This is a genomic window from Caballeronia zhejiangensis (assembly GCF_022879815.1).
GTDB lineage: Bacteria > Pseudomonadota > Gammaproteobacteria > Burkholderiales > Burkholderiaceae > Caballeronia > Caballeronia zhejiangensis.
Genome location: NZ_CP084287.1, coordinates 254,864 through 273,681, shown reverse-complemented (window position 1 = coordinate 273,681; position 18,818 = coordinate 254,864). Strand labels below are relative to the sequence as shown.

The window sequence follows — 18,818 nt, the reverse complement described above, 5'->3', positions numbered from 1 at the left end:
AGTTTTGTATGAAAGGGCTTGATATTGGCTCCGACCGCGTCGACGAGCTCGCGGCGATCAGCGCCATCTTGCTGTACGGCCGTCAGGACCGCAGCGCCGTCTACGGCACCGTCCATCCGGTGATGCAGGGCAAAAGCGGCCGGGCGACGATAGGTGCCGGAAGGCCGATCGACCGCATGGCGCTTGTTGATTGCCTGCGTGAGCTGGCTCAGAACGCGGCACCGAAGGCGGAATTTCTGCCTGAGACGGTGCTCGCAGTGTCGCAAGAGGCGGTGATGTGGTGGTGCAGACCGGCGATGCGAAGAGTCTTCTTCGATTGCCAGGAGATCGGGCGGCGCAGTGCGGTCGTCCCGCATCCAGGGTTGGTGTTCCGTGCAGCTTCGAGCGGGTTTTCCGTGTTCGCGCTGCAGGATGACAGCCGGCCAACGCCTGAATCGAAGCTGCATGAACCGCCTTACTTTAACACCTGGGACTGGGGGCGGATCTGCATCGGCTCGGCGCATGTGCCTAAGCGCATCGATATCGAATCGATCGGCGGATGGGAGGGCGGATTCTTCGAATCGGCCTTCACGCACCCGAACCACGGGAACAAACGGGTTTCGCATCCCAATGGTGAATTCGCCTTCTGGAAGGAAACGCTCGACGGCAAGTACGGCGAGCAATTCCCGAAAGACGCGCTCGTCCCTATGGACCTTACCCTCGCTGAGCTGATCGCCGGCAAACAAGGAGTTCGATGATGATTGCTGGCGCTTTGAATCCTGCAGATGCCGCGCTTCAACGCTCGTTTCCGACCGTCATGGTGCCCCGGCGTGAGTCGGTCGCGCCGATGCAGGCGGCCGGTGAGCGGCTGCTGATCGGCGAGAACGGTGTCTTTCTGGAAATCGATCTGCCGTGGCTCTCGGTCGTCCGCCGCATTGCGCACTACACGGTCCCGACCGCGATCCCCTACGGGAAAGTGGCCGAGTCGACCGAGTTGCGCTGTGGTGCGGTGCCGCCCGAGTTGATCGGCGAGTTCGTCGCGATGGCGCGCGCCGCGCATCCGCTGGAAACCGGTGCGTGGATCGTCTGGAACGTCGAGACGAAGCAGTTTCGCCTCGCGCCTGTGAAGGTGCTGTCGCAGCGGACCGGGTCGCTGAAGTACGAGCGGCCGGATCTTCTGCCAAGCGAACTGCGGGTGATCGACTGCCATTCTCATGGCGCGCATCCCGCGTATTTCTCGCCGACAGACAACGAAGATGACCGACATGAGACGAAGTTCGCCTTCGTCGTCGGGAATTGCGCGTCGTCAGTGCCGAGTATGGCGCTGCGGCTGTGCGCCAAAGGCATCTTCGAGAACGTCGAGCGCGTGCCGAGCAGTTGGTACGCGGCGGCTCGTGCGCAGGAGGTTGCATGAACGGGTCCATCCGACATCAACTTCCTTCACGGATGCTCGAGCGGAGCTGGAATGTGGTCGTAGTAGGCGCGGGCGGCACCGGAAGTGCGGTGCTCCCGAGCTTGGCGCGGCTGCACCACGCGATGCTGGAGCTGGGCCATCCGGGCGGCATCGACTGCACTGTCTTTGATGACGACACCGTCAGCCCGACCAACGTCGGCCGGCAGGGCTTCTATCCGAACGACGTGGGCGAGTACAAAGCCTCGCTCATCGTCAATCGGCTAAACGCACTGATGGGCACGAACTGGCGGGCGGAAACCCGGCGATTCGGTCCGGGCGAGCCGCTCTACAACGTCGATCTCGTGATCGGCTGCGTCGATACGCGGGCCGCTCGTGCCGCGATTGTTGGCGCCGCCCAGCACACGGGGGCCTACTACCTCGACTGCGGCAACGACACGGATCGCGGTCAAGTTGTCATCGGTCAAGTCTGTGGCAAGAGCTACGCGCTGAAACATCCGGAACGGCTGCCGCATGTGGGCGAGTTATTTCCGGAATTGATCGACGCGAAGCTCGATGCGAAAGACGAGACACCGTCCTGTTCGATGGCCGAGGCGCTGCGCAAGCAGTCGCTGGTCATCAATCAGGCCATCGCGGTTCAAGCGTTCAACATGCTCTGGACCATGTTTCGGACCGGCGCGGTGCCGTTCTCGGGCGTGTTTGTGAACCTCGCAACGGGGCGCACGAATCCGATCCCGTCGGACCCGGCCGCGTGGGCGCGCTTTGGATATGAAGTCCCGAAGCCGACTGTGAAGAAAGCGAGGAAAAGCCGCAAGGCCAAGCTCGCTGCGTAAGTAGTCGCTGTTCCATCACTGCCGACCTCCGCAAGGGGTCGGCATTTTTCTTTCGTGCTCAACAAGCACGACAACCTCATAGGAGTATCCGAAATGTCGGAAGACATTGAAATCGTAGTTTCGGCGCCGCTCAAAGTGGCGGCGGCTTTGTGGCAAGAGCGCTGGTGGTGCTGTGCGGCCTTTGTTGTCGCAACGGCCGCAAATTCACTCCCGCCGGCGGGCTACCTCTGCATGGCCGTCAGGTTCGCCTACGAGCACTTGTTGCACGAAGCATCGGGCGTTGGCCGAATCATGGCCGGGCTGCTCGGCGTTCTTGCGGCCTCGCTCGCATGGCAGGTCGCCTGTCAGCGAGACCGCGCCCGCCCAGGACTCTTCGCCCGTGCGTGCGACTGGTTCGTGAACCGCTTCCTGATGTCGCACGTTGCGCGCGGCGTCGCGGTGGTTATTGGCGCAAGCGTCGCGTGCGGCGCACATGGCGTTGTGTTCGGCGCGGCGTTCGGCGTCTGGCTCGGCCTTGTCATGTGCTGCGTGCAGTGCCTGACCGCCTTCTCGGTTATGCCGCGTTTGCGCTAACAGCATTAGCCGCTCCCTCGTGGAGCGGTTCTCTTTTACCTCAGCGGGTTACGCAGCCCGTTGGGGCTGCTCCGCGTATCACTGGAGCAAAACATGGGTTCTTCAATTTTGACGGGCAAGCGCGCCGGCGCAATGCAGAAGGCCGACGGCGAGTGGATCTACGCGTTGTTCGAGCGTGGCTATGAGTCGAACGTCTATCCGCACACCGACCATTGGTCGGCCGTGGCGCTGGGCAATTATGCGCAGGTCATGCGCCGCATCTTCTCGCACGCGACCAGTTGCGAAGGCGGGATGCTCCGTAGCCGCGCTGGATCGATCCGTCCTGAAAACTACATCGCCAGCTGGAGAAGTGAGCTTGCCAAGCCCACGCTGCTTCAGGATCGGTCGATCGATTTGTCGGTCGGCTCCTCGTGTTACTCGGCGGTGCCTGAGTCGCAGTTGGACGACGTCCGGCTGTCGTTGATCCGGGCGGGGTTCGAGTCTCGTATCGATGAGTTGATCGGCGGCAGCTTGAGCGTTTCGCTGCGCTCGGACATCGACCTGTTGCTCTCGATCTATGGGAACAGCGGGCCGCTCAGCGTTTGGCGGGTGCTGAAGGAATACGATTGTGGGACCGCGCAGATAGAGGTGCCGGTGCCGTCCGCAACGAAGACGGCGATGGAGCGAATGCCCGAGGTGCGGTGTCACTCGATCGACCAGCACAACGTCTTGGTTGCAATGGGCGCCGCGCCGTGGCGTCACGCTGGCTGGCAATACAGCGCGGTCGGCTCCTTCATCACTGAAGTCGCTTATCCGGTGGAAATGGAAACGCCGGGCTTCGCTAAGAAGGCGATACCAGCGTTCCGCGACACCTTGAGCAACGCGACGCAAGTGCCGTCGGCGACGCGCATCACCGTGACGCGTTCGCCCGAAGGCACCGAGGAGTGGAAGGTTCGACGCGCCGACGAGCTCGCGCAAACGCTCGGGCTCGTGACGGAGGGCGCATGCGCCCCTGCGGTCTATAGCTTCGCGTTCGGCGACTTGCTCAATCGCGAAGACTCGGACCGGCTGCTGTACGGCCTCGGTTCGTTCAGCGATGCGCAACTGCAGTGGGAGGTGCCAGTCACGCGCGCAGGCGCTGAGCCGGATCCTGCATTTTTTTCGGCGGACGTTCAGCTCTCGCTGTGTCTCGCCTAGTGCTGTTTTGATCAACGCCACGCTCCCGGTTTCCGGGGCGTGGTTTTTTTTTCGCCCGCTAGAACGCGAAGCTCGCTTGCGCCGGGACTGACGCGGCTGCGGGTGCGGTGGCATTTGCGTCGGGAGGCGAGGGCGCGCCTTGTCGCTGTGCCAGCAGTTCGTCGTACCGGCGCATAACGTCGGCCGCGCTGGTGTAGCCGACCTCGATGCCGACTGTCCGGGCGACGCGGCGGCGCACGCTTGCGAGCAGCTCGGCTTCGTCGGCAGTCGGGCGCACGGTAGGCCACCCCGACGAGAAGAGCAGGTGCGCAGGAATCTCCGCCTCGATCGCTTGGCGCTCGATGGCAGCAGCCTTCGCACGAGCAACGTCCGCGGCCAGTTCAGGCGGCAGAAGATGGGGCGCGACGTCGGCCAACCACCGTTGCCCTTGGAAGGCGAACGTCGATTCGGCTTCCAGGCGCACCATTTCTCGATAGACGTCGTGGTTGTCAGCGCAGCTTGCCGCTGCGCGCAGGTCGTCGAGCGAACTCATGATGCAGTACGCGCATGAGACGCGCGACGCACCGTACACCGTGTACGCCTCATGCAGCGCCAGTCCGGCCGCAGCGATCTCGGTGAAGACTTCGTCGACCGTCCATTCGATGATGGCATTCCACGTCACACCAGTGCGCCCCTTGGTCGACAGGGGGGCGAGCGGGGATGCGACAGCCGTCTTGCTGCGAGCACTGCTTTCCTGACGGCGAACGCCGGTGACGCTAACGATGTTGTGCGTCGGAAAACGCTTGTTAAGCGCTGAATTGATTAGTGATCCTTTCAATTCTGAGGTGCAGAAGCGCATGGACGGCGTGCTCCACGGCAGGATCAGCCGCACGCAGGAGAGATCGCGATAGCGCACGACGTTGTTTGACCAGCGCTTCTCCCATCTGGCGAGCATGTCACCGGCTTGCCGTTGCAACGTGAGCAGTTCCCAGCCCAGATGGGCGGCGAGCCGCTCGCACGCCGGACCGCTGTCCTTCCATTCAACACGGCCGAGATCGGAATGAACGAGGACGCGCGGACCGTTGTGGCCGATGGCGTCCAGATAGCGCGCGACCGCGAGCGCGCAGGCGACGCTGTCCTTGCCGCCGCTCACGCCGATAGCGACCACAGCGTCCGTCGCGAGCAGCGCCGCCACCTCCGGGGTAAGTGCGACGTCGCGGGCACGCGCGGGAGCGTAGGCGTTTGAACGGGTGCGAAGCGAGGACAGGTCGATGGTCTGGAGCATGGTCGAAGAAGAATCGGGGTAGATGATTCATCTTCGCAGCTACAGCGCAAAGTCAAGCCGCGCGGGGCTTTCAGAGGAGCGACCGAAAGAAAGCCCGCGTCGCGGCGAACGACAGCGGGCTAATGGATGTGATCTACAACAGCGCGCGCCCACAGCCACGAGGACGCGCAGTAATAGCTTAGTTGCAAATTTCAGATGAGCAAGGAAGGCGGCCTACGAATTTAAGACCGGCCGGGGGGCCGTCCTGAGCGAGCCTGGAACGTGATGTTGCTAAGGAAACACTGATTAATGAGGCTCGGCGGTCATCGCTCACGTAGCTGCGGACGTTATAGAAGGCAACTCACGAAACGGACCCACGAGGATGAAGAGGCAGATGGGCTTCGCGGAAGCGGAAACTGCAGGCAAGAAGCGCGTGACGAGGCGCCAACGCTTCTTGGCGGAGATGGAGAAGATTGTGCCGTGGCAGCGTTTGCTGTGTGCAATCGAACCGCATTACCCGAAGGGCACGCGAGGCCGTCCGCCGATAGGACTGGAGCGAATGCTGCGAATCTACTTTCTGCAGCAGTGGTACGGGCTGTCGGACGAAGGGCTGGAAGACGCGCTGTATGACAGCATTGCGCTGCGCGGCTTCGCCGGCATCGATCTGGCGGTCGAGAACGTGCCCGATGCGACCACGCTGCTGAAATTCCGGCGTCTGCTGATCGAGCACGAGCTTACAAGGAAGCTGTTCGACGAGATTGGTATCTCGCTGTGCGAGCGTGGGCTGATGATGAAAGAAGGCACGCTGGTTGACGCGACGATCATCGAAGCGCCATCATCGACCAAGAACGCCGGGAAAAGCCGTGACCCGGAGATGCACCAAACGAAGAAGGGAAACGAATGGCACTTTGGGATGAAAGCCCACGTTGGCGTGGACGCCGATTCGGGCTTGGTCCACAGCGTGGCTGGCACGGCGGCCAACGTGTCGGATGTGTCGCAAGCCCATTTGCTGCTGCATGGCCATGAAGAGGAAGCGTTCGCCGACGCGGGCTACATTGGTGTAGACAAGCGCGATGAAATGAAAGGCAAGGCAGTAAAGTGGCACGTCGCTGCCAAGCGCGGAAAGATCAAGGCGATGCAGGAAGGACCGCTGAAGGACCTCGTGACTGCGCTTGAGCGGACCAAGGCGCAGATCCGTGCGCGCGTCGAGCATCCGTTTCATATCGTCAAGAATCTGTTTCACCATCGCAAGACCCGATACAAGGGCTTGGCCAAGAACACTGCGCAACTGTTCAGCTTGTTCGCTCTGGCGAATCTGGTGATTGCGCGAAATCTGTTGCGATCGGTTCATGGGAGCAATCCGTCATGCGTATGAAAAATGAGAGCAGAGAGGCTCGCTTACGAGCCGAATTCGCCGAAATGCGCGCCGACTCGATTCGTCATCTAGAAAATCCGACGCTTTTTGCTCTGCAAGCCGACCCGACAACTCATTAATCAGCGTTTCCCTAACAGATCGTTTCTATTTGTCAGTCTATATTGACGCTACCCGCTAATAAGGGTGCTGAGAGACCAGACAATACAAATACTAGAAAAACTAAGGCCACCCAGGGCACATCCTTGGGTGGCCTTTTCTTCGCCCGAGTGAGGGCGGCCACCAGCGCCATGACCCACACACCCGCCTCTGGCGCTTCGTCGGGGCGCTCCTTCGAATCCGCATCATTCTTCGCATCCTTCGTTGGAAACGCTGTCTATTTCGAATAGAGACGTTTTTAGCGGCCTTTTCAACGCATGTGCTGCGGTGTCGATGGCTAGAATGGCCTCTCTCTCAGGTTCGTCGACGGCCCTCGGATTTGCGACGGACTTTCAAGCGCCGCTTCAGAAATGGAGCAGGCGCTTTTTTTTCCCTCGCTGCATGCAGCCGGCTCACCCCAGGCGTTGGCCGGGGCCGCGCGTCAGCGGCCTCCGTCAAATTCATCACGTTTGACCGAAAGGCATAGCGAATCCTTGAGCTTTCGAATGCCTACCTCGCGGCCGACTCCGTAGACTGGCTCCATTCCCCGCGCTTTAGCGCATCGACCTACCCCTCCAGCGTGCTGGAGGACCAGCTTCTCTCCAGCCGTCTATGACGGCAATCTTCTGGCGACCCTCGTTGGTCGCCTTTTTTCGTCCCGTTGGGAGCCTATCCCTCCGGGAGACAGCTCCCACTATGTTTTGGAGTTGTCTATGTCTCGCAATCTCGCGCCTGTCGTCAAAGTTTCCAGCAAGAACGGTTTCATGGCGAATCAGCGTGTGGTCGGTCAAGACGTCGAGGCCAGCCCGCCGCAGCTTTACACCGGACGCATTCATTCGGTGCGGAGCGACGGCACGGCAATGGTGGATTGGGACTATTCGCTCAACCATCAAGCCGAACGGCATCTGGTGCAAAGCGGTCGTGTCAGACTGCATCACCTGAGCCATACCGCCTCGTAGGTCTTCGTAAATGATGCGTCCAGTGCAGTTCGCTGGACGCCGTTTCTTCAGTTCCAAATCTTTCCTTGATGGGAGCCTCCCATCGAGGGCGGCTCCTACCTTTCTCAGGAGTTGCCCATGTTTCCCATGCTCAAACACGCTCTCAGCAGCCTCGCCTGGTACGCCAAGCAGGACGCCGAAGCCTGGAAGATGCTGTCGTTTCTCGTTGTCGTTCTGTATGTCTCGACGGCAATCGCCTCGGTCACCCACTGACTCACGTAGCTTTTCGCTGCGTATTTCCCGTTTCTCTTCCCTTTGGGGCAAACCAGCCCCTTCGGGAATGGATTGCCTCACATTCAATCGAGGTGATCCATGATCAAGTTTTTCTGTTCCGTGATGCTTCTTTCGGTTCTGACTGGCTGCGCCACGGCGGACTTCGGCTCGCCGGATACCTACCAGCGCTACGACGTTCAACGCATCGGCCAGTTCGAGCAGGCAACCATCCTGCGCGTGCGTCCGATCACCATCGAGAGCAATTCTGGCTCGTCGGGCATTGCATCGATCGTCAGCGCAGCGGCAGGTGCCTTCCTGGGCTCGCAAGTCATCGGCAACGGTAGCGGCCGCTATATCGCCGGCGCGCTTTCCGGCTCCGTCTCCGGGTTGGTGGCTCAGCGCGTAAGCGCCGCTATGTCTCGTCACAGCGGTGTCGAAGTTTTCCTCCGTCGCGCAAACGGTCAGACGGTGGTTGTTACACAGGTCGACGATCAGCAGTTCGCTGCTGGTCAGCAGGTGTTTCTCGTCTCAAATGGGTCCGGCTACCGGATCACCCACTAACTGGCGGCCACGCCTCGAACCGACTGGATGAACCATCAATGAACCACTATCAGCTGATCACCCACGGCCAGACCAGCGGCTGGGACGCTTCGACCAACGATGTCAACGGCAAAAACTTCTACGGGATGCTTCCAGTGGAAGTCGCTGCGCAAGCAGGCGACGTTGACGAGTTCGCGGCGATTGTGTCTCACCCGGAGTTCTGCCCATCGGGCGCGCGGCCGCATATGTTCGCCGAGGTTGGGCGGATCAGCGACGGTTACGGCGACGCGAGCTTCAAACGCTTGAAGCCTGCGCTCGACGCTTACAAGGCGCGATTCCTCTAATCGGGCATCGCAGTACGCATTTTCTGAATGCGCGGTGAAAACCGCGCCAACCCTTGCGGGGCAGGCTTCCCGCAAGGGACCTGCCTCGTCTGCACTGAGGCAATCATGAAATTTCCCCGAGTGTTTTATGCGGACCGCAGTAGTGCCAATGCCGGCGCGAAAGCGGCTCTGCAACGTCATGCGGCGCGCGTTCTGCGACGCGTCGCCCACGACTTGCGCCTTCCGGCGCATGCGCACGAGATCGTCACCGATACGCGTCGCGGCAGTTCTGCGGTGCGAGTGTCGTTGCGCACCGAGACGTTGTTTGTCGACGTGCTCGAGCGTCAAGGTGGTTCAGGAGTCGCGCTGTGCTTCAGAACCCGGCGCGGCCGCTCCGACCTTACGGGCGGTGGCGAAAACCACGTCGCCCTGACGCAACTCGAGACGCCCGCAGGCTATCGAGCGATGCTGGACGGCCTGCGTTTGGCTGGCGGCATCGATCTGACGTGCGGAGGTCATCGATGAAGCTGGCAAAGGTGAAAATCGAGTACAGCTCCGGCACCACGATCGTGGACCGGGTTACGCTCGATCCAACAACAGGGCAGGTTCATCTGGCACCGCGTTTACTCGGGCTGCTCGGCAAGATGGAGGAGTCTGAGTGTTCTCCGTCGTTCACCTTGGAATACAAGGGCCATGTCTTGCCGGTAACTGTCCATCCGGACGGAACTTACGTCGTGTCCGTTCCGCGTGATCTAGGCCCCGGCCTGGGCGATAGGCTCTACGCAATCGCTAATCCGTCCAAGGATCAACGGCAGCAGAATGGCCGTTACCTGCACACGTTGTCGGCGGCATCCATCGGCGGCGCAGTTGGCTATGCACATTCGTCCGCTGCTTGGGATGGGCCGACCGTTGTCGGGACCGCCGCTCTTGTCGGGCTTGGAGTAGTATTGTGGTATGCCGGCTTCTTACATATGAAAGGAGAATGACGTGGGCGCGACCATCTTCACGGTAGTACTTGGCCTCTCCATCGCGGGCTTCTTCATGTGGACCAACCACAACGGACAGAAGCGCGATCGCGAGCGCGAGTGGGGCAAATGATTCGACGCAGCGCAAGCTAAGTCCAAAGACGAAACCGCACCTTTCGAGGTGCGGTTTTTTTTCACCGTTTTCCTTTTCTGGCGCGCCTTCGGGCGCGCTTTTCATTTTCAGGAGTTGGTTAGGTCTTTATCAAACACGGATGCGCTGCGGGGAGGCGTTGCCGCCGATGGTGCGGTTGAAATTAAGTCGGTCGCCCGGCTGGATACCGACGGCAAGACAGTCGATCAGGTCTTCCAGGATCTGTGCTGCTTCGTGCGCGGAACCGAGCTCGAACCCGAGTGGCTTTGTCACGCGAACCTGCAGGACAACGCCAACGAAGCCATGTACGGAGCGCGCCACAGCAGACCGTGGCCCGAGCCGTCGTCATACGAACGAATCTCCGTTTCCGTCTGCATCGGAAACAGCGAGGGCTGGCTTATTCATGTCGACTTCATCAGCCGACCGCAGCTTAGCGACTCGCTCGACCGCACCTACGCGATCATGCCGTTGCTCCGCGCGAAGGTGTTTTCGACTGACCACGCGTGGTCGCTCGCTCGTCTTATCGCCCGTCTAATCGACGCGGCCTAATAGCTTTTCAACTTCGTCAAGCGCCCATTCGGCGCATTTAACCCTTGCCGGGCATCGACCCGACAGGGAGCGATTGCCCGCAATTTTTCAGAGGCAATCGACCATGTATCAGCTTTCCTTCTCGGGCTCCGCCCATCTCTTCCGTACGATGCTCGAAGTGCTCCGTTTCCTGCGAGACGACGCGAGCGTCGCAGCAGTCGACGCGGCAGAGATCGCGCTCACGTTCTTCAGCCACCCGGTGTCCGTTACTCGCTATAACGGCACACTGACCGTTCGTCGGCCCGGAACGGCGACTAGCCTCTTCCTGTCGCTCATCGACGAGATCGACGCGGCCTACTTCAGACCGTCGTTCGCCACACTCGAAGCGTGGCAAATCCGGCGCGAGCATTGGCAATTGCTCTATCTGGCTTTTGATCTGGCGCGCGAGCCGCTGTATTTGTTCTCCTCGGATCAGATGGCGCAAGCCAACGAAGAGGCGGCCAAGAGCGGACGTCGCGGGCTGGACCTGTTCGAGCTGCTGCAGGACGAGTCCGAGCGTCGGTTCGGCTTTCGCTACGCCGGCCCAGTGCTGGACAATCGACAGAGCAACGGTCGGCACGAGGTTCATGTGGCCTACGCGCTCGCGGCGGGCAAGCCCGTTCCGCAGGCGGTGATCGATGACTATGCTTCGTTGTCGAAGTTCGACTCCGACTTGCAATGGGCCAAGCCGCTTCTCGTGGTGCCGGAGTTGCGTGGTGCGTTGCCGCTTGCGAAGCTCGTGCCGCTCGCAACGGTGATGCGCCATTCGAAGCAGGCCATCACCTCTGACAATGCGGCGCTGCTCGCGATGCTGATGGGTCTCGTGCCGAACTCGCCAACGACGGTCGAAGTCGACGACCTGCTGTACGCGAAGGGCATTCTCGAAGCGCATCCTTTGCCTGAGGCGTACCTAAAGCCCGTCGATGTCGGCCTACCAACCTGCCAGTTTGCGGAGGTACTGCGGCGCACGCTCGCCGACAGCGCGCGTGACAACCGGCTAGCGGAACTCGAGAAGGCGCGGAAGTCGGGCAGCATCAGCGCCCGCCGCTTCCAACTCGACTCGCAACTCGCGATTCTCGACCACGGCAGGCACACGCACACTTTCGCCAACGAGTTTGCGAAGGCTGTGCAGACGGCCGACATGTCCTATCTACTCAGCATCCTCGACCGGCCAGACGACGCCAACCGCGCGACCAAGCAAGCGGTCCGCGAGGTGTTCGGCATCAAGCTCATCGGCGTTCGAGCTGCGGCTCGGCGCCGGGGGATCTTCCAACTGGCGGGGATGGACGCCGCACAGCAAGCAGAGTGGGAAGCGCTGTCGGTCTCGCAACGTGAGGCAAGACGCGTCGCCCGCGAGGTTGCACGCGCTCGCGAGGCGGCCGAAATGTCGCGCATCCGCATGCAAGACGGTGCAGTGGTGACCGGTGCGCAGTGGGTGGAGCGGACGATCGCCGAAGGCTTCTCGGAGATCGTGAGCCTGCGGCAGGGGACGAGCGTGCGTTACGCGCTCGCAGATCCTGTGCGGCAGTTGCAGGTCTCGCTTCGCGCCAACGACGGTACGCTCGCCTATGCGCGCCTGTCGCTTGAACAGCGCGCAAGCTGATTCCCTTTCGACAACCCGGCTTCGCGCCGGGTTTTTTTTCGTCGGGCGAGCCAGCGCCGAAGTTTAAGGCGATACGAAATAGTGACCTTTCCACGAATTGCCTGACCGCCTGACCCATACACTGCATCTATCACCCGCGTCACTGACGCATCGACCCAGCCGGCTACGAGCCGGCTTTTTCATATCTTGCCCCTAAGGGACCACGTCCCTACGGGCGTAGTCTTTATGGGGCTTCTCTTTGGAAGCCATCATGAAAGTCACGCCCGCTCAACTCACCGAACTCCTCTCGCTGTACGTGCCGAAGCGTCTGCCGGTGCTTATCACTGGCCGCCCCGGCATCGGCAAGAGCGACATCGTCGAGCAGACCGCACATGCGACTGATCACGAACTGCTCATCAGTCACCCGGTTGTCGAGGATCCGACCGACTCGAAAGGGTTGCCGTTTCCTTCGCCCGACGGCACGACCGCCAAGTTCCTGCCGTTCGGGGATCTGGAACGCGCGATGACCGCCAGACGCCCGCTGATCTGGTTTCTGGACGACCTTGGGCAGGCCTCGCCCGCCGTGCAAGCCGCGAAGATGCAGTTGCTACTCGCGCGGCGCGTCGGCGAGCACGTCCTGCCACCGCAGGTCACGTTCCTCGCGGCAACCAACCGCCGTACCGACAACGCCGGTGTCTCCGGGATTCTCGATCCGGTGATTTCGCGTTTCGCCACCGTGGTGGAACTCGAACCAACCATCGACGACTGGACGCAGTGGGCCGTACGCGAAAACATCCCGCCCGCGCTCATCGCGTTCCTGCGCTTCCGCCCGGACTTGCTGTCCGTGCAGAAGACGTCGCGCGATATCGAGAATGCACCGAGCCCGCGTAGCTGGGGGTTCGTGGCGAAAACCATGGATGTAGTCCCCAAGCATCTGGAGCACATCTCCTACGCCGGTTCGGTGGGAGAGGGTGCCGCGACCGAGCTTGTTGGCTTCCTCCAGATCTTCCGCGAACTGCCGAATCCGGACGCAATTCTTCTCGCGCCCGACACGGCGATGATCCCGACGATGCCGGCGGCGTTGTACGCGGTCGCGGCAGCGCTTGCGGCACGCGCGACCGAAAACAACTTCGATCGAGTCGTGCGCTACACCGAGCGTCTGATCGGCGAGGGCCACCGCGAGTTCGCGGCGCTGCTGGTGCGAGATGCTGTCCAGCGCTCGCCGCAGATCCAGAACTCGTATGCCTTCATTGGCGCGCAAGGTGGAGAGATCGGCAAGATCATCCGCGGCGAGTAACTACGCAATATCCCTTTCTCAGCCTCACCCATGTTGGCCCTGTCGTGTCTTCGGACGCACAGGGCCTTTTTCTTGGCTTAATCCATTCCATTTCTACGAGGTTCTCTCATGGACATCACTTCCATCCAATCGAAGGTCATGCTCTGCTCCGTCACGATTTCCACCTGGGTCGCCCGCCGTTTCGACGGCAAGGTGACGCAGGAAGTCGAGAGCAAGCACCACGCGAAAGGCATCGGCAGATTCAACAAACGCCTGTTGCCCGAGCACGCGCCGAGCTTCGCAGAAGTCGTGACGCTCGCCGGCCGCATCCGCTCGTACTTTTACGACCACACGCTGAAGTACGACCAGTTGGGGGTGCGCCTGCTGCCGACGATGGTCTACATGGATTTCGCCGAAAAGATGCGCTCGTTGAAAGACGAGTTCGACTTGGCGGTCTCCGTGTTCTTGACCGACTACCTGAACCTGAAGGAGGCGGCTCGCGAAGAACTGAATGGGCTGTTCAACGAGGCGGACTATCCGACCCTTGCTGAGTTGACCACGAAGTTCGGCGTGAAGATGGCCGTTCTGCCGTTTCCCGACGCCAGCCAGTTCGGCGTCGAGCTTCCGGCGAACGTGCTCAACACGCTCAAGAGCGAACTGGACCAGCACGTTCTCGCCTCGATCGCGACCGCGAACGAGGACCTGGTGCGGCGTCTGTACGAAGCCGTCTCGCAGATGGCCAATCGGCTGTACGCGACGGGCAACGTCCGACTGGACGTCGCCAACAACGTGCGCGAACTGTGCGCCTTGCTGCCGAAGCTGAACTTCGCGAACGACCCGCAGCTCACGCACATCCTCGAGCAAGCCAAGACGCATCTGGCCGTGCATACGGGGGCGGAACTGAAGGACTCGCGCGTGCTTCGTTCTCAGGTGGCCAGCAAGGCACAGGAAATCGAAGGGCTGATGGCCGCGTTCATGGGCATGCAGCCGGAGCCGATGGAAGTCGAATCGGCGGGTGCAACCCAATTGCGCCTCGTCGCGTAAGGGGGCGTCATGGACCGCAACGATGTTGTGCTGGGTAGTAGCGCGGTCCATCCGCGCATTGCCCGGCAGCGGACTGAGCTCGTCCTCTCGCAACCTTTCTTCGGGGCGCTCGCGCTCCGATTGAACGTCCGCGAGGATCCGTCGACCAAGACGTTTTGGGTCGATGGCGAGACGCTGGGCTACAACCCGACGTACATGGAGTCGCTCAGCGACCTCGAAGTTCGGGGTGTCGTCGCGCACGAAGTGCTGCACGTGGCCAATGGCCACTGCTGGCGCCAGGGTGCGCGCGATCCGGACCGATGGAACGATGCCTGTGACTACGCGATCAACCCGATCGTGCTGTCGTCGGGCATGGTGCTGCCGAAGGGGGCCCTTGTCGATCCACGCTATACCGGCAAGTCGGCCGAGGAAATCTACGGTTTGCTGACGCAGGAGGCGAAGGAAAAGCAGCAACAGCCTCCGCAGCCGAATCAGCAACAGCCGCAGAACCAGCAGCCTCAGAACCAGCAGCAGCCGCAGCCGGGTCCGCAAGACGAGCAGCAGCCGAACGGCGGGCAGGCTCCGAAGCCTGGTGGACAGAACGGCACCGCGCCGGGACAGTCGCCCGCCGATCAGCCAGCGAAACCCGGCTCTTTCGGCGAAGTGCGGCCCTACAAAGGACCGGACAAGCCGGTAAAGGAGGCGGAGTGGAAGGTTGCAGTCACGCAAGCCGCGAAAGCGGCCGCGATGCGCGGCAAGCTCCCCGGTGATCTGCAGGCGATGGCGGGCGAAGCGGTGCGGCCCGTCGTGGACTGGCGATCTGTGCTGCATCGCTTCGCGCAGCAGTCGTCGCCGTCGGACTACAGCTTCGCGACGCCGAATCGGCGGTATCTGCATCTCGGCTTCTACTTGCCGTCGTTGCATACACCGGCGATCGGCGATGCGGTCTTCGTGCGGGACTCCAGCGGTTCGGTGTTCGACGAGACGCAGGCGCAGTTCGACGCGGAGATCCTCGCGGTTTTCCACTCGTTGAAGCCCGCGCGGCTGATCGTGATGGACTGCGACACGCGCGTCACGCAGGTGCAGATTTTCGAGCGAGGCGACTCGCCTGAGATCAAGCCTGTGCGCGGTGGAGGTGGGACGGCTTTCGTCGACCCGTTCATCCGGGTCGCGCAAGACGGCATGAACCCCGCCTTTCTCGTCTACCTGACGGATATGGTGGGGCGCTTTCCGACCGTCGCGCCGCACTACCCGGTGCTGTGGGCATCAACCACGCCACTGACGCGCGCCCGCAAGGCGCCGTTTGGCGAGACGATGGAGGTGATTTGTTAAAACCCGGCATCGGCCGGGCATTCCCTGAAGAACGAAAGCCCGGCATGCCGGGCTTTTTTTTTCGTCCGCGCGCGGAGTTCAGGCGCGGCGTTTTTGCAGCGGCTGGTAAGCCTCGCCGCCTTTGAACCTTTCCAGACGGTCGCTTGCCGTGGTCAGTGCTCCGAGCGTCGCGCTATGGAGTTGACGATCGTACATGCTGACGATCGCAGCCAGCAGCGCAAAGGCTGACTCGGCCGACACCTGCCACGTTCCGGTCTTCCGGCCACCGTCGAACACTTCGGCCATTGCCCGGTCTGCCGCGAGCAGCGACTCGTGCGAAAAATCACCGTGGCCAGCCTCACTGAGAAACTTGCCGAGCAACACGACTTCGGTGATGTGCTGCGCGGGGCCGATGTGGTCGCAGGCGCCGCGGATCGCTTCCAACGACAGGTGGGCACGAAGCGCGAGGTCATCGGCAACGGCACGTGGGATCGGGAGCAGTTGCGCCTTGGTCAGGCGCGCACGAGCCGCTTGAGCGGAGCGCTGGAAGGGAAGGGTGCGAGACATAGCAAACGTTTGATTGACTGCCCGTGTTAACGATCTTCCCACGCCGGTTCTGAAGGGCTAATGGTGCGCGCGCGCTGAAAACGGTCGACAACAGCGATTGCGCGCTCGCATTGATCCGCGTCGAGCGTATGGATTGAGCATTTCTCCGCATCCGCCCCGATCTCGGCCGCCAGCCATTTCATCGCTTTGGCGCGCGCCTCGAACACGTTGCAGCCGTCGCGCCGGACCTTCGCCGCAATCAGCGGCTCGAGCGCCGCGTGGAGCTTCGCCTTTAGGTCCCGAAGGCGGGCGTCTGCGAGACGGCCGAGCGGTACGTGGCGGGTGCTGCGCGGAAAAACGCCGACCCACGCCTGACAGTCCGCGCAAAGCCACAACGGACCGTGGTCGTCGCGGTAAGGGTAGGCGTCGTCGCCTGCGCGCGCAAGGACGGCTGGATTGCCGCAATAGTCGCAATCTGGGTGGGGAAGGGGTTTGATTGGTTTTCCGATGCGCATCGCCGATGACTCAGGGGCGGAAAAACGAACAAAGCGGGTGGCGGTCGACAAAAACGCCCGCTGGGCAAAACAAGAAGGCCTAACAGCCACTCGCCGCAGGCTGTAGCCGGAAAGCTATGTCATTTTTGACGTCTTTCTGGCAAATGCGTTTCATCATGATAATTCACTTGGCCCTTCTTGCAGGCCGGCGCTAATTCCCGGGGGCATCAGTTTGGCAATGCCCTGAAAGCCGATCAATTTGAGGCGTCTTTTCATACCCGCGTGCGCGTGGCACCACCAACAATACCCGACATGTTAGATCGCCCACAGAGCATCGCATGTCCGAGTCTGTCGATAACCCACTCCTGAAGCTGCGTCCGCTGGAAGCGGAAGCCGTGCGCATGTTTTTCCATGCGCTCTCGCCGCTGCGCGAGCTGCTCGATGCGCCCGACCTCGCGGAAATCATGATTAATGATTACCGCAACGTCTGGGTGGAGCGTCGGGGCGTGATGACGCGCGAGAACGTCGACCTGCGTCCGGAACAGCTTGAGGGCGCGATTCACTCGCTCGCCTCGTCGGTCGAAAAATCGGCGAAGGCGGGAAGCGACAAGGGCATCATCAACGCGGGCCATCAAAACCTGCGTATCGCGGCGGTGATGAGTCCGACGTCGATTGACGGCCATGCGCTGAGCATCCGGAAGCACCGCGAGTCGAAGCTGACGCTTTCGGACTACGTGAGCATGGGCGCGTTCTCCGCCGCGAATGCTCGGCCGGAATTCGCCGAAGCAATCCATTTCGAGGAAGGCATCGAGGATGAGGCGCTCATGCGGGCGCTCGTCGCGCTCGTTCAATCACGCAAGAACGTCCTCGTTGCCGGCGGCACGTCCGCAGGCAAGACGACGTTCCTCAACGCGCTGATTGAGCAAATCCCGTCCGACCAACGAGTGATCTCCATCGAGGACACGATGGAACTGAAGCTGCACGTGCCCAACCGCGTGCGGCTGCTCTCGAATGCCGACACGAACGTGACGACGCAACTGCTCGTCGCGCTGTGCCTGCGCTTTCGCCCCGATCGCATCATCGTTGGTGAAGTCCGGGGCGGCGAAGCCTATGACCTGCTGCAGGCGCTCAACACCGGCCACGATGGCGGCCTCGCGTCCATTCACGCGAACAACGGGCGCACCGCGCTGAGCCGCCTCGAATCGCTCGCCATGCTCGGCATCCCGACCGGATCGCGGTGGGAGCTGGAAGACATGCGCAAAAACATCGCTGACTGCTTCAACTACGTCGTGCATTTCAAGCGCACCGGCGAGATGCGGCACGTCTCCGAAATCCTCGAAATCCGGGGATTCAAAAACAACGATTACGACCTACAACGCGTTTTTTAACGGGAGCATCAAATGAAGGGCAAGAAGGTACTCAACAGAGCCGCGACGGTGGCAAAACATCTGCGTCCGGGCAAGTCCATGCTGGTCGGCGCACTGCTGAGCGTTGTGTCGATGGCCGCGATGGCCGCAGGTGACTTTTCGAGCCTGACGGGCCTAACGGACATTATCTGCACGATCAGCAACCTGATCAGCGGCCCGTACCTCTACGGCATCGGCATCGTGCTCATCACGCTGGGCGGGGTCGCCGTGGCGAACTCGGAAAGCAACATCGCGAAGACCTTCTCGGTGGTGCTTGTCGGCCTCGGTATCGCGTCGGTCGCTGTGCCGATCATGCGTGACCACTTCCACATGGCCAACGCCTGCTGATATGCGCCAACACAAGGTTAGTCGGGGCCTTTCGCTGCCGCGCCAGATGGGCGGCGCAGACCGGGGGCTCGCCATCTTCAACGGGACGATGACGGCGCTCCTCTGCTACACGAGCTGGAGTCCGGTGTTTCTCGGCGTCGGCGTCTTGGTGCACGTGTTCCTGCGCTGGAAGAGCTCAACTGACCCGTGGTGGCGAATCGTAATGCTGGTCTACAACCGCTATCCGGACGTCTACGAGGCGGGGCCGAGCAGCCGCTTCAGTGCGCGCTTCAAGCGTCCGTATGGGTTTGATCAGGACCTGCCATGCTGAAAATGATGTTCACCAAGCGCGCGGTGCAGGAAATAGCGCC

The 18,818-nt window shown here is 61.5% G+C and carries 23 protein-coding genes; 20 read left to right on the top strand and 3 right to left on the bottom strand.

Features of this window, described 5'->3' with window-relative positions; all coding sequences use genetic code 11:
- Nucleotides 1–8: 8 nt before the first annotated feature.
- From LDZ23_RS30955 to LDZ23_RS30935, 5 genes are all read left to right on the top strand, one after another.
- Nucleotides 9–737, top strand: coding sequence for a PRTRC system protein B (locus tag LDZ23_RS30955; RefSeq protein ID WP_244808794.1), 729 nt, complete (start codon nt 9–11; stop codon nt 735–737).
- Nucleotides 737–1,393: a PRTRC system protein A gene (locus tag LDZ23_RS30950; RefSeq protein WP_244808859.1), complete on the top strand. Its 657-nt coding sequence runs from the start codon at nt 737–739 to the stop codon at nt 1,391–1,393. The genes LDZ23_RS30955 and LDZ23_RS30950 overlap by 1 nt, the downstream gene beginning before the upstream one ends.
- Nucleotides 1,390–2,223, top strand: coding sequence for a PRTRC system ThiF family protein (locus LDZ23_RS30945; RefSeq protein WP_244808793.1), 834 nt, complete (start codon nt 1,390–1,392; stop codon nt 2,221–2,223). The genes LDZ23_RS30950 and LDZ23_RS30945 overlap by 4 nt, the downstream gene beginning before the upstream one ends.
- Nucleotides 2,224–2,316: 93 nt before the next feature.
- Nucleotides 2,317–2,796, top strand: a complete 480-nt coding sequence (locus LDZ23_RS30940; RefSeq protein ID WP_244808792.1) for a hypothetical protein — start codon at nt 2,317–2,319, stop codon at nt 2,794–2,796.
- 93 nt (nt 2,797–2,889) lie between these two features.
- On the top strand, nt 2,890–3,972 hold the full coding sequence (locus LDZ23_RS30935) for a hypothetical protein (RefSeq protein WP_244808791.1): 1,083 nt from the start codon (nt 2,890–2,892) through the stop codon (nt 3,970–3,972).
- Nucleotides 3,973–4,030: 58 nt separating this feature from the next.
- Here LDZ23_RS30935 and LDZ23_RS30930 read toward each other — a convergent pair whose 3' ends face one another.
- A complete protein-coding gene (locus tag LDZ23_RS30930; RefSeq protein WP_244808790.1) occupies nt 4,031–5,236 on the bottom strand; it encodes an adenine nucleotide alpha hydrolase family protein in 1,206 nt (401 codons plus the stop codon).
- Nucleotides 5,237–5,597: 361 nt separating this feature from the next.
- On the opposite strand from LDZ23_RS30930, the gene LDZ23_RS30925 reads away from it, so the two are divergent.
- The 12 genes from LDZ23_RS30925 (at nt 5,598) to LDZ23_RS30875 (ending at nt 15,695) form a co-directional block, all read left to right on the top strand.
- A complete protein-coding gene (locus tag LDZ23_RS30925) occupies nt 5,598–6,590 on the top strand; it encodes an IS5 family transposase (RefSeq protein WP_244808388.1) in 993 nt (330 codons plus the stop codon).
- 848 nt (nt 6,591–7,438) lie between these two features.
- Nucleotides 7,439–7,684: a hypothetical protein gene (locus LDZ23_RS30920; RefSeq protein ID WP_244808789.1), complete on the top strand. Its 246-nt coding sequence runs from the start codon at nt 7,439–7,441 to the stop codon at nt 7,682–7,684.
- 117 nt (nt 7,685–7,801) lie between these two features.
- Nucleotides 7,802–7,936 (top strand): hypothetical protein, encoded by a 135-nt coding sequence (locus LDZ23_RS34905; RefSeq protein WP_280519365.1) that lies wholly within the window; start codon nt 7,802–7,804, stop codon nt 7,934–7,936.
- Nucleotides 7,937–8,035: 99 nt separating this feature from the next.
- Complete coding sequence (locus tag LDZ23_RS30915; RefSeq protein WP_053572901.1) at nt 8,036–8,497, top strand: outer membrane lipoprotein; 462 nt, start codon at nt 8,036–8,038, stop codon at nt 8,495–8,497.
- Between the two features lie 38 nt (nt 8,498–8,535).
- On the top strand, nt 8,536–8,820 hold the full coding sequence (locus LDZ23_RS30910) for a hypothetical protein (protein ID WP_045463786.1): 285 nt from the start codon (nt 8,536–8,538) through the stop codon (nt 8,818–8,820).
- Between the two features lie 105 nt (nt 8,821–8,925).
- Nucleotides 8,926–9,324, top strand: a complete 399-nt coding sequence (locus LDZ23_RS30905) for a hypothetical protein (RefSeq protein WP_244808788.1) — start codon at nt 8,926–8,928, stop codon at nt 9,322–9,324.
- Nucleotides 9,321–9,785: a hypothetical protein gene (locus LDZ23_RS30900; RefSeq protein WP_244808787.1), complete on the top strand. Its 465-nt coding sequence runs from the start codon at nt 9,321–9,323 to the stop codon at nt 9,783–9,785. Before LDZ23_RS30905 ends, LDZ23_RS30900 begins: the two co-directional genes overlap by 4 nt.
- A 160-nt stretch (nt 9,786–9,945) precedes the next feature.
- A complete protein-coding gene (locus LDZ23_RS30895; RefSeq protein WP_244808786.1) occupies nt 9,946–10,464 on the top strand; it encodes a hypothetical protein in 519 nt (172 codons plus the stop codon).
- Nucleotides 10,465–10,567: 103 nt separating this feature from the next.
- Entirely contained in the window at nt 10,568–12,085 is a 1,518-nt protein-coding gene (locus LDZ23_RS30890; protein WP_244808785.1) for a hypothetical protein, read from the top strand.
- Between the two features lie 250 nt (nt 12,086–12,335).
- Nucleotides 12,336–13,361: an ATP-binding protein gene (locus LDZ23_RS30885; protein WP_244808784.1), complete on the top strand. Its 1,026-nt coding sequence runs from the start codon at nt 12,336–12,338 to the stop codon at nt 13,359–13,361.
- Nucleotides 13,362–13,469: 108 nt separating this feature from the next.
- Nucleotides 13,470–14,384 (top strand): hypothetical protein, encoded by a 915-nt coding sequence (locus LDZ23_RS30880; protein WP_244808783.1) that lies wholly within the window; start codon nt 13,470–13,472, stop codon nt 14,382–14,384.
- A gap of 9 nt (nt 14,385–14,393) precedes the next feature.
- Entirely contained in the window at nt 14,394–15,695 is a 1,302-nt protein-coding gene (locus tag LDZ23_RS30875) for a vWA domain-containing protein (RefSeq protein WP_244808782.1), read from the top strand.
- A gap of 78 nt (nt 15,696–15,773) precedes the next feature.
- Here the strand turns inward: LDZ23_RS30875 and LDZ23_RS30870 are convergent, their stop codons facing one another.
- Together LDZ23_RS30870 and LDZ23_RS30865 are read right to left on the bottom strand one after the other, a co-directional pair.
- Complete coding sequence (locus LDZ23_RS30870) at nt 15,774–16,241, bottom strand: hypothetical protein (protein ID WP_244808781.1); 468 nt, start codon at nt 16,239–16,241, stop codon at nt 15,774–15,776.
- A gap of 26 nt (nt 16,242–16,267) precedes the next feature.
- Entirely contained in the window at nt 16,268–16,735 is a 468-nt protein-coding gene (locus tag LDZ23_RS30865; RefSeq protein WP_244808858.1) for a zinc-finger-containing protein, read from the bottom strand.
- Nucleotides 16,736–17,052: 317 nt separating this feature from the next.
- On the opposite strand from LDZ23_RS30865, the gene LDZ23_RS30860 reads away from it, so the two are divergent.
- The 3 genes from LDZ23_RS30860 to LDZ23_RS30850 are packed head-to-tail and all read left to right on the top strand — an operon-like array spanning nt 17,053 to nt 18,778.
- Nucleotides 17,053–18,102, top strand: coding sequence for a TadA family conjugal transfer-associated ATPase (locus tag LDZ23_RS30860; RefSeq protein WP_061138251.1), 1,050 nt, complete (start codon nt 17,053–17,055; stop codon nt 18,100–18,102).
- 12 nt (nt 18,103–18,114) lie between these two features.
- Complete coding sequence (locus LDZ23_RS30855; protein WP_244808780.1) at nt 18,115–18,468, top strand: TrbC/VirB2 family protein; 354 nt, start codon at nt 18,115–18,117, stop codon at nt 18,466–18,468.
- A 46-nt stretch (nt 18,469–18,514) separates the two neighbouring features.
- Entirely contained in the window at nt 18,515–18,778 is a 264-nt protein-coding gene (locus tag LDZ23_RS30850) for a conjugal transfer protein (RefSeq protein ID WP_045464093.1), read from the top strand.
- Nucleotides 18,779–18,818 lie beyond the last annotated feature (40 nt).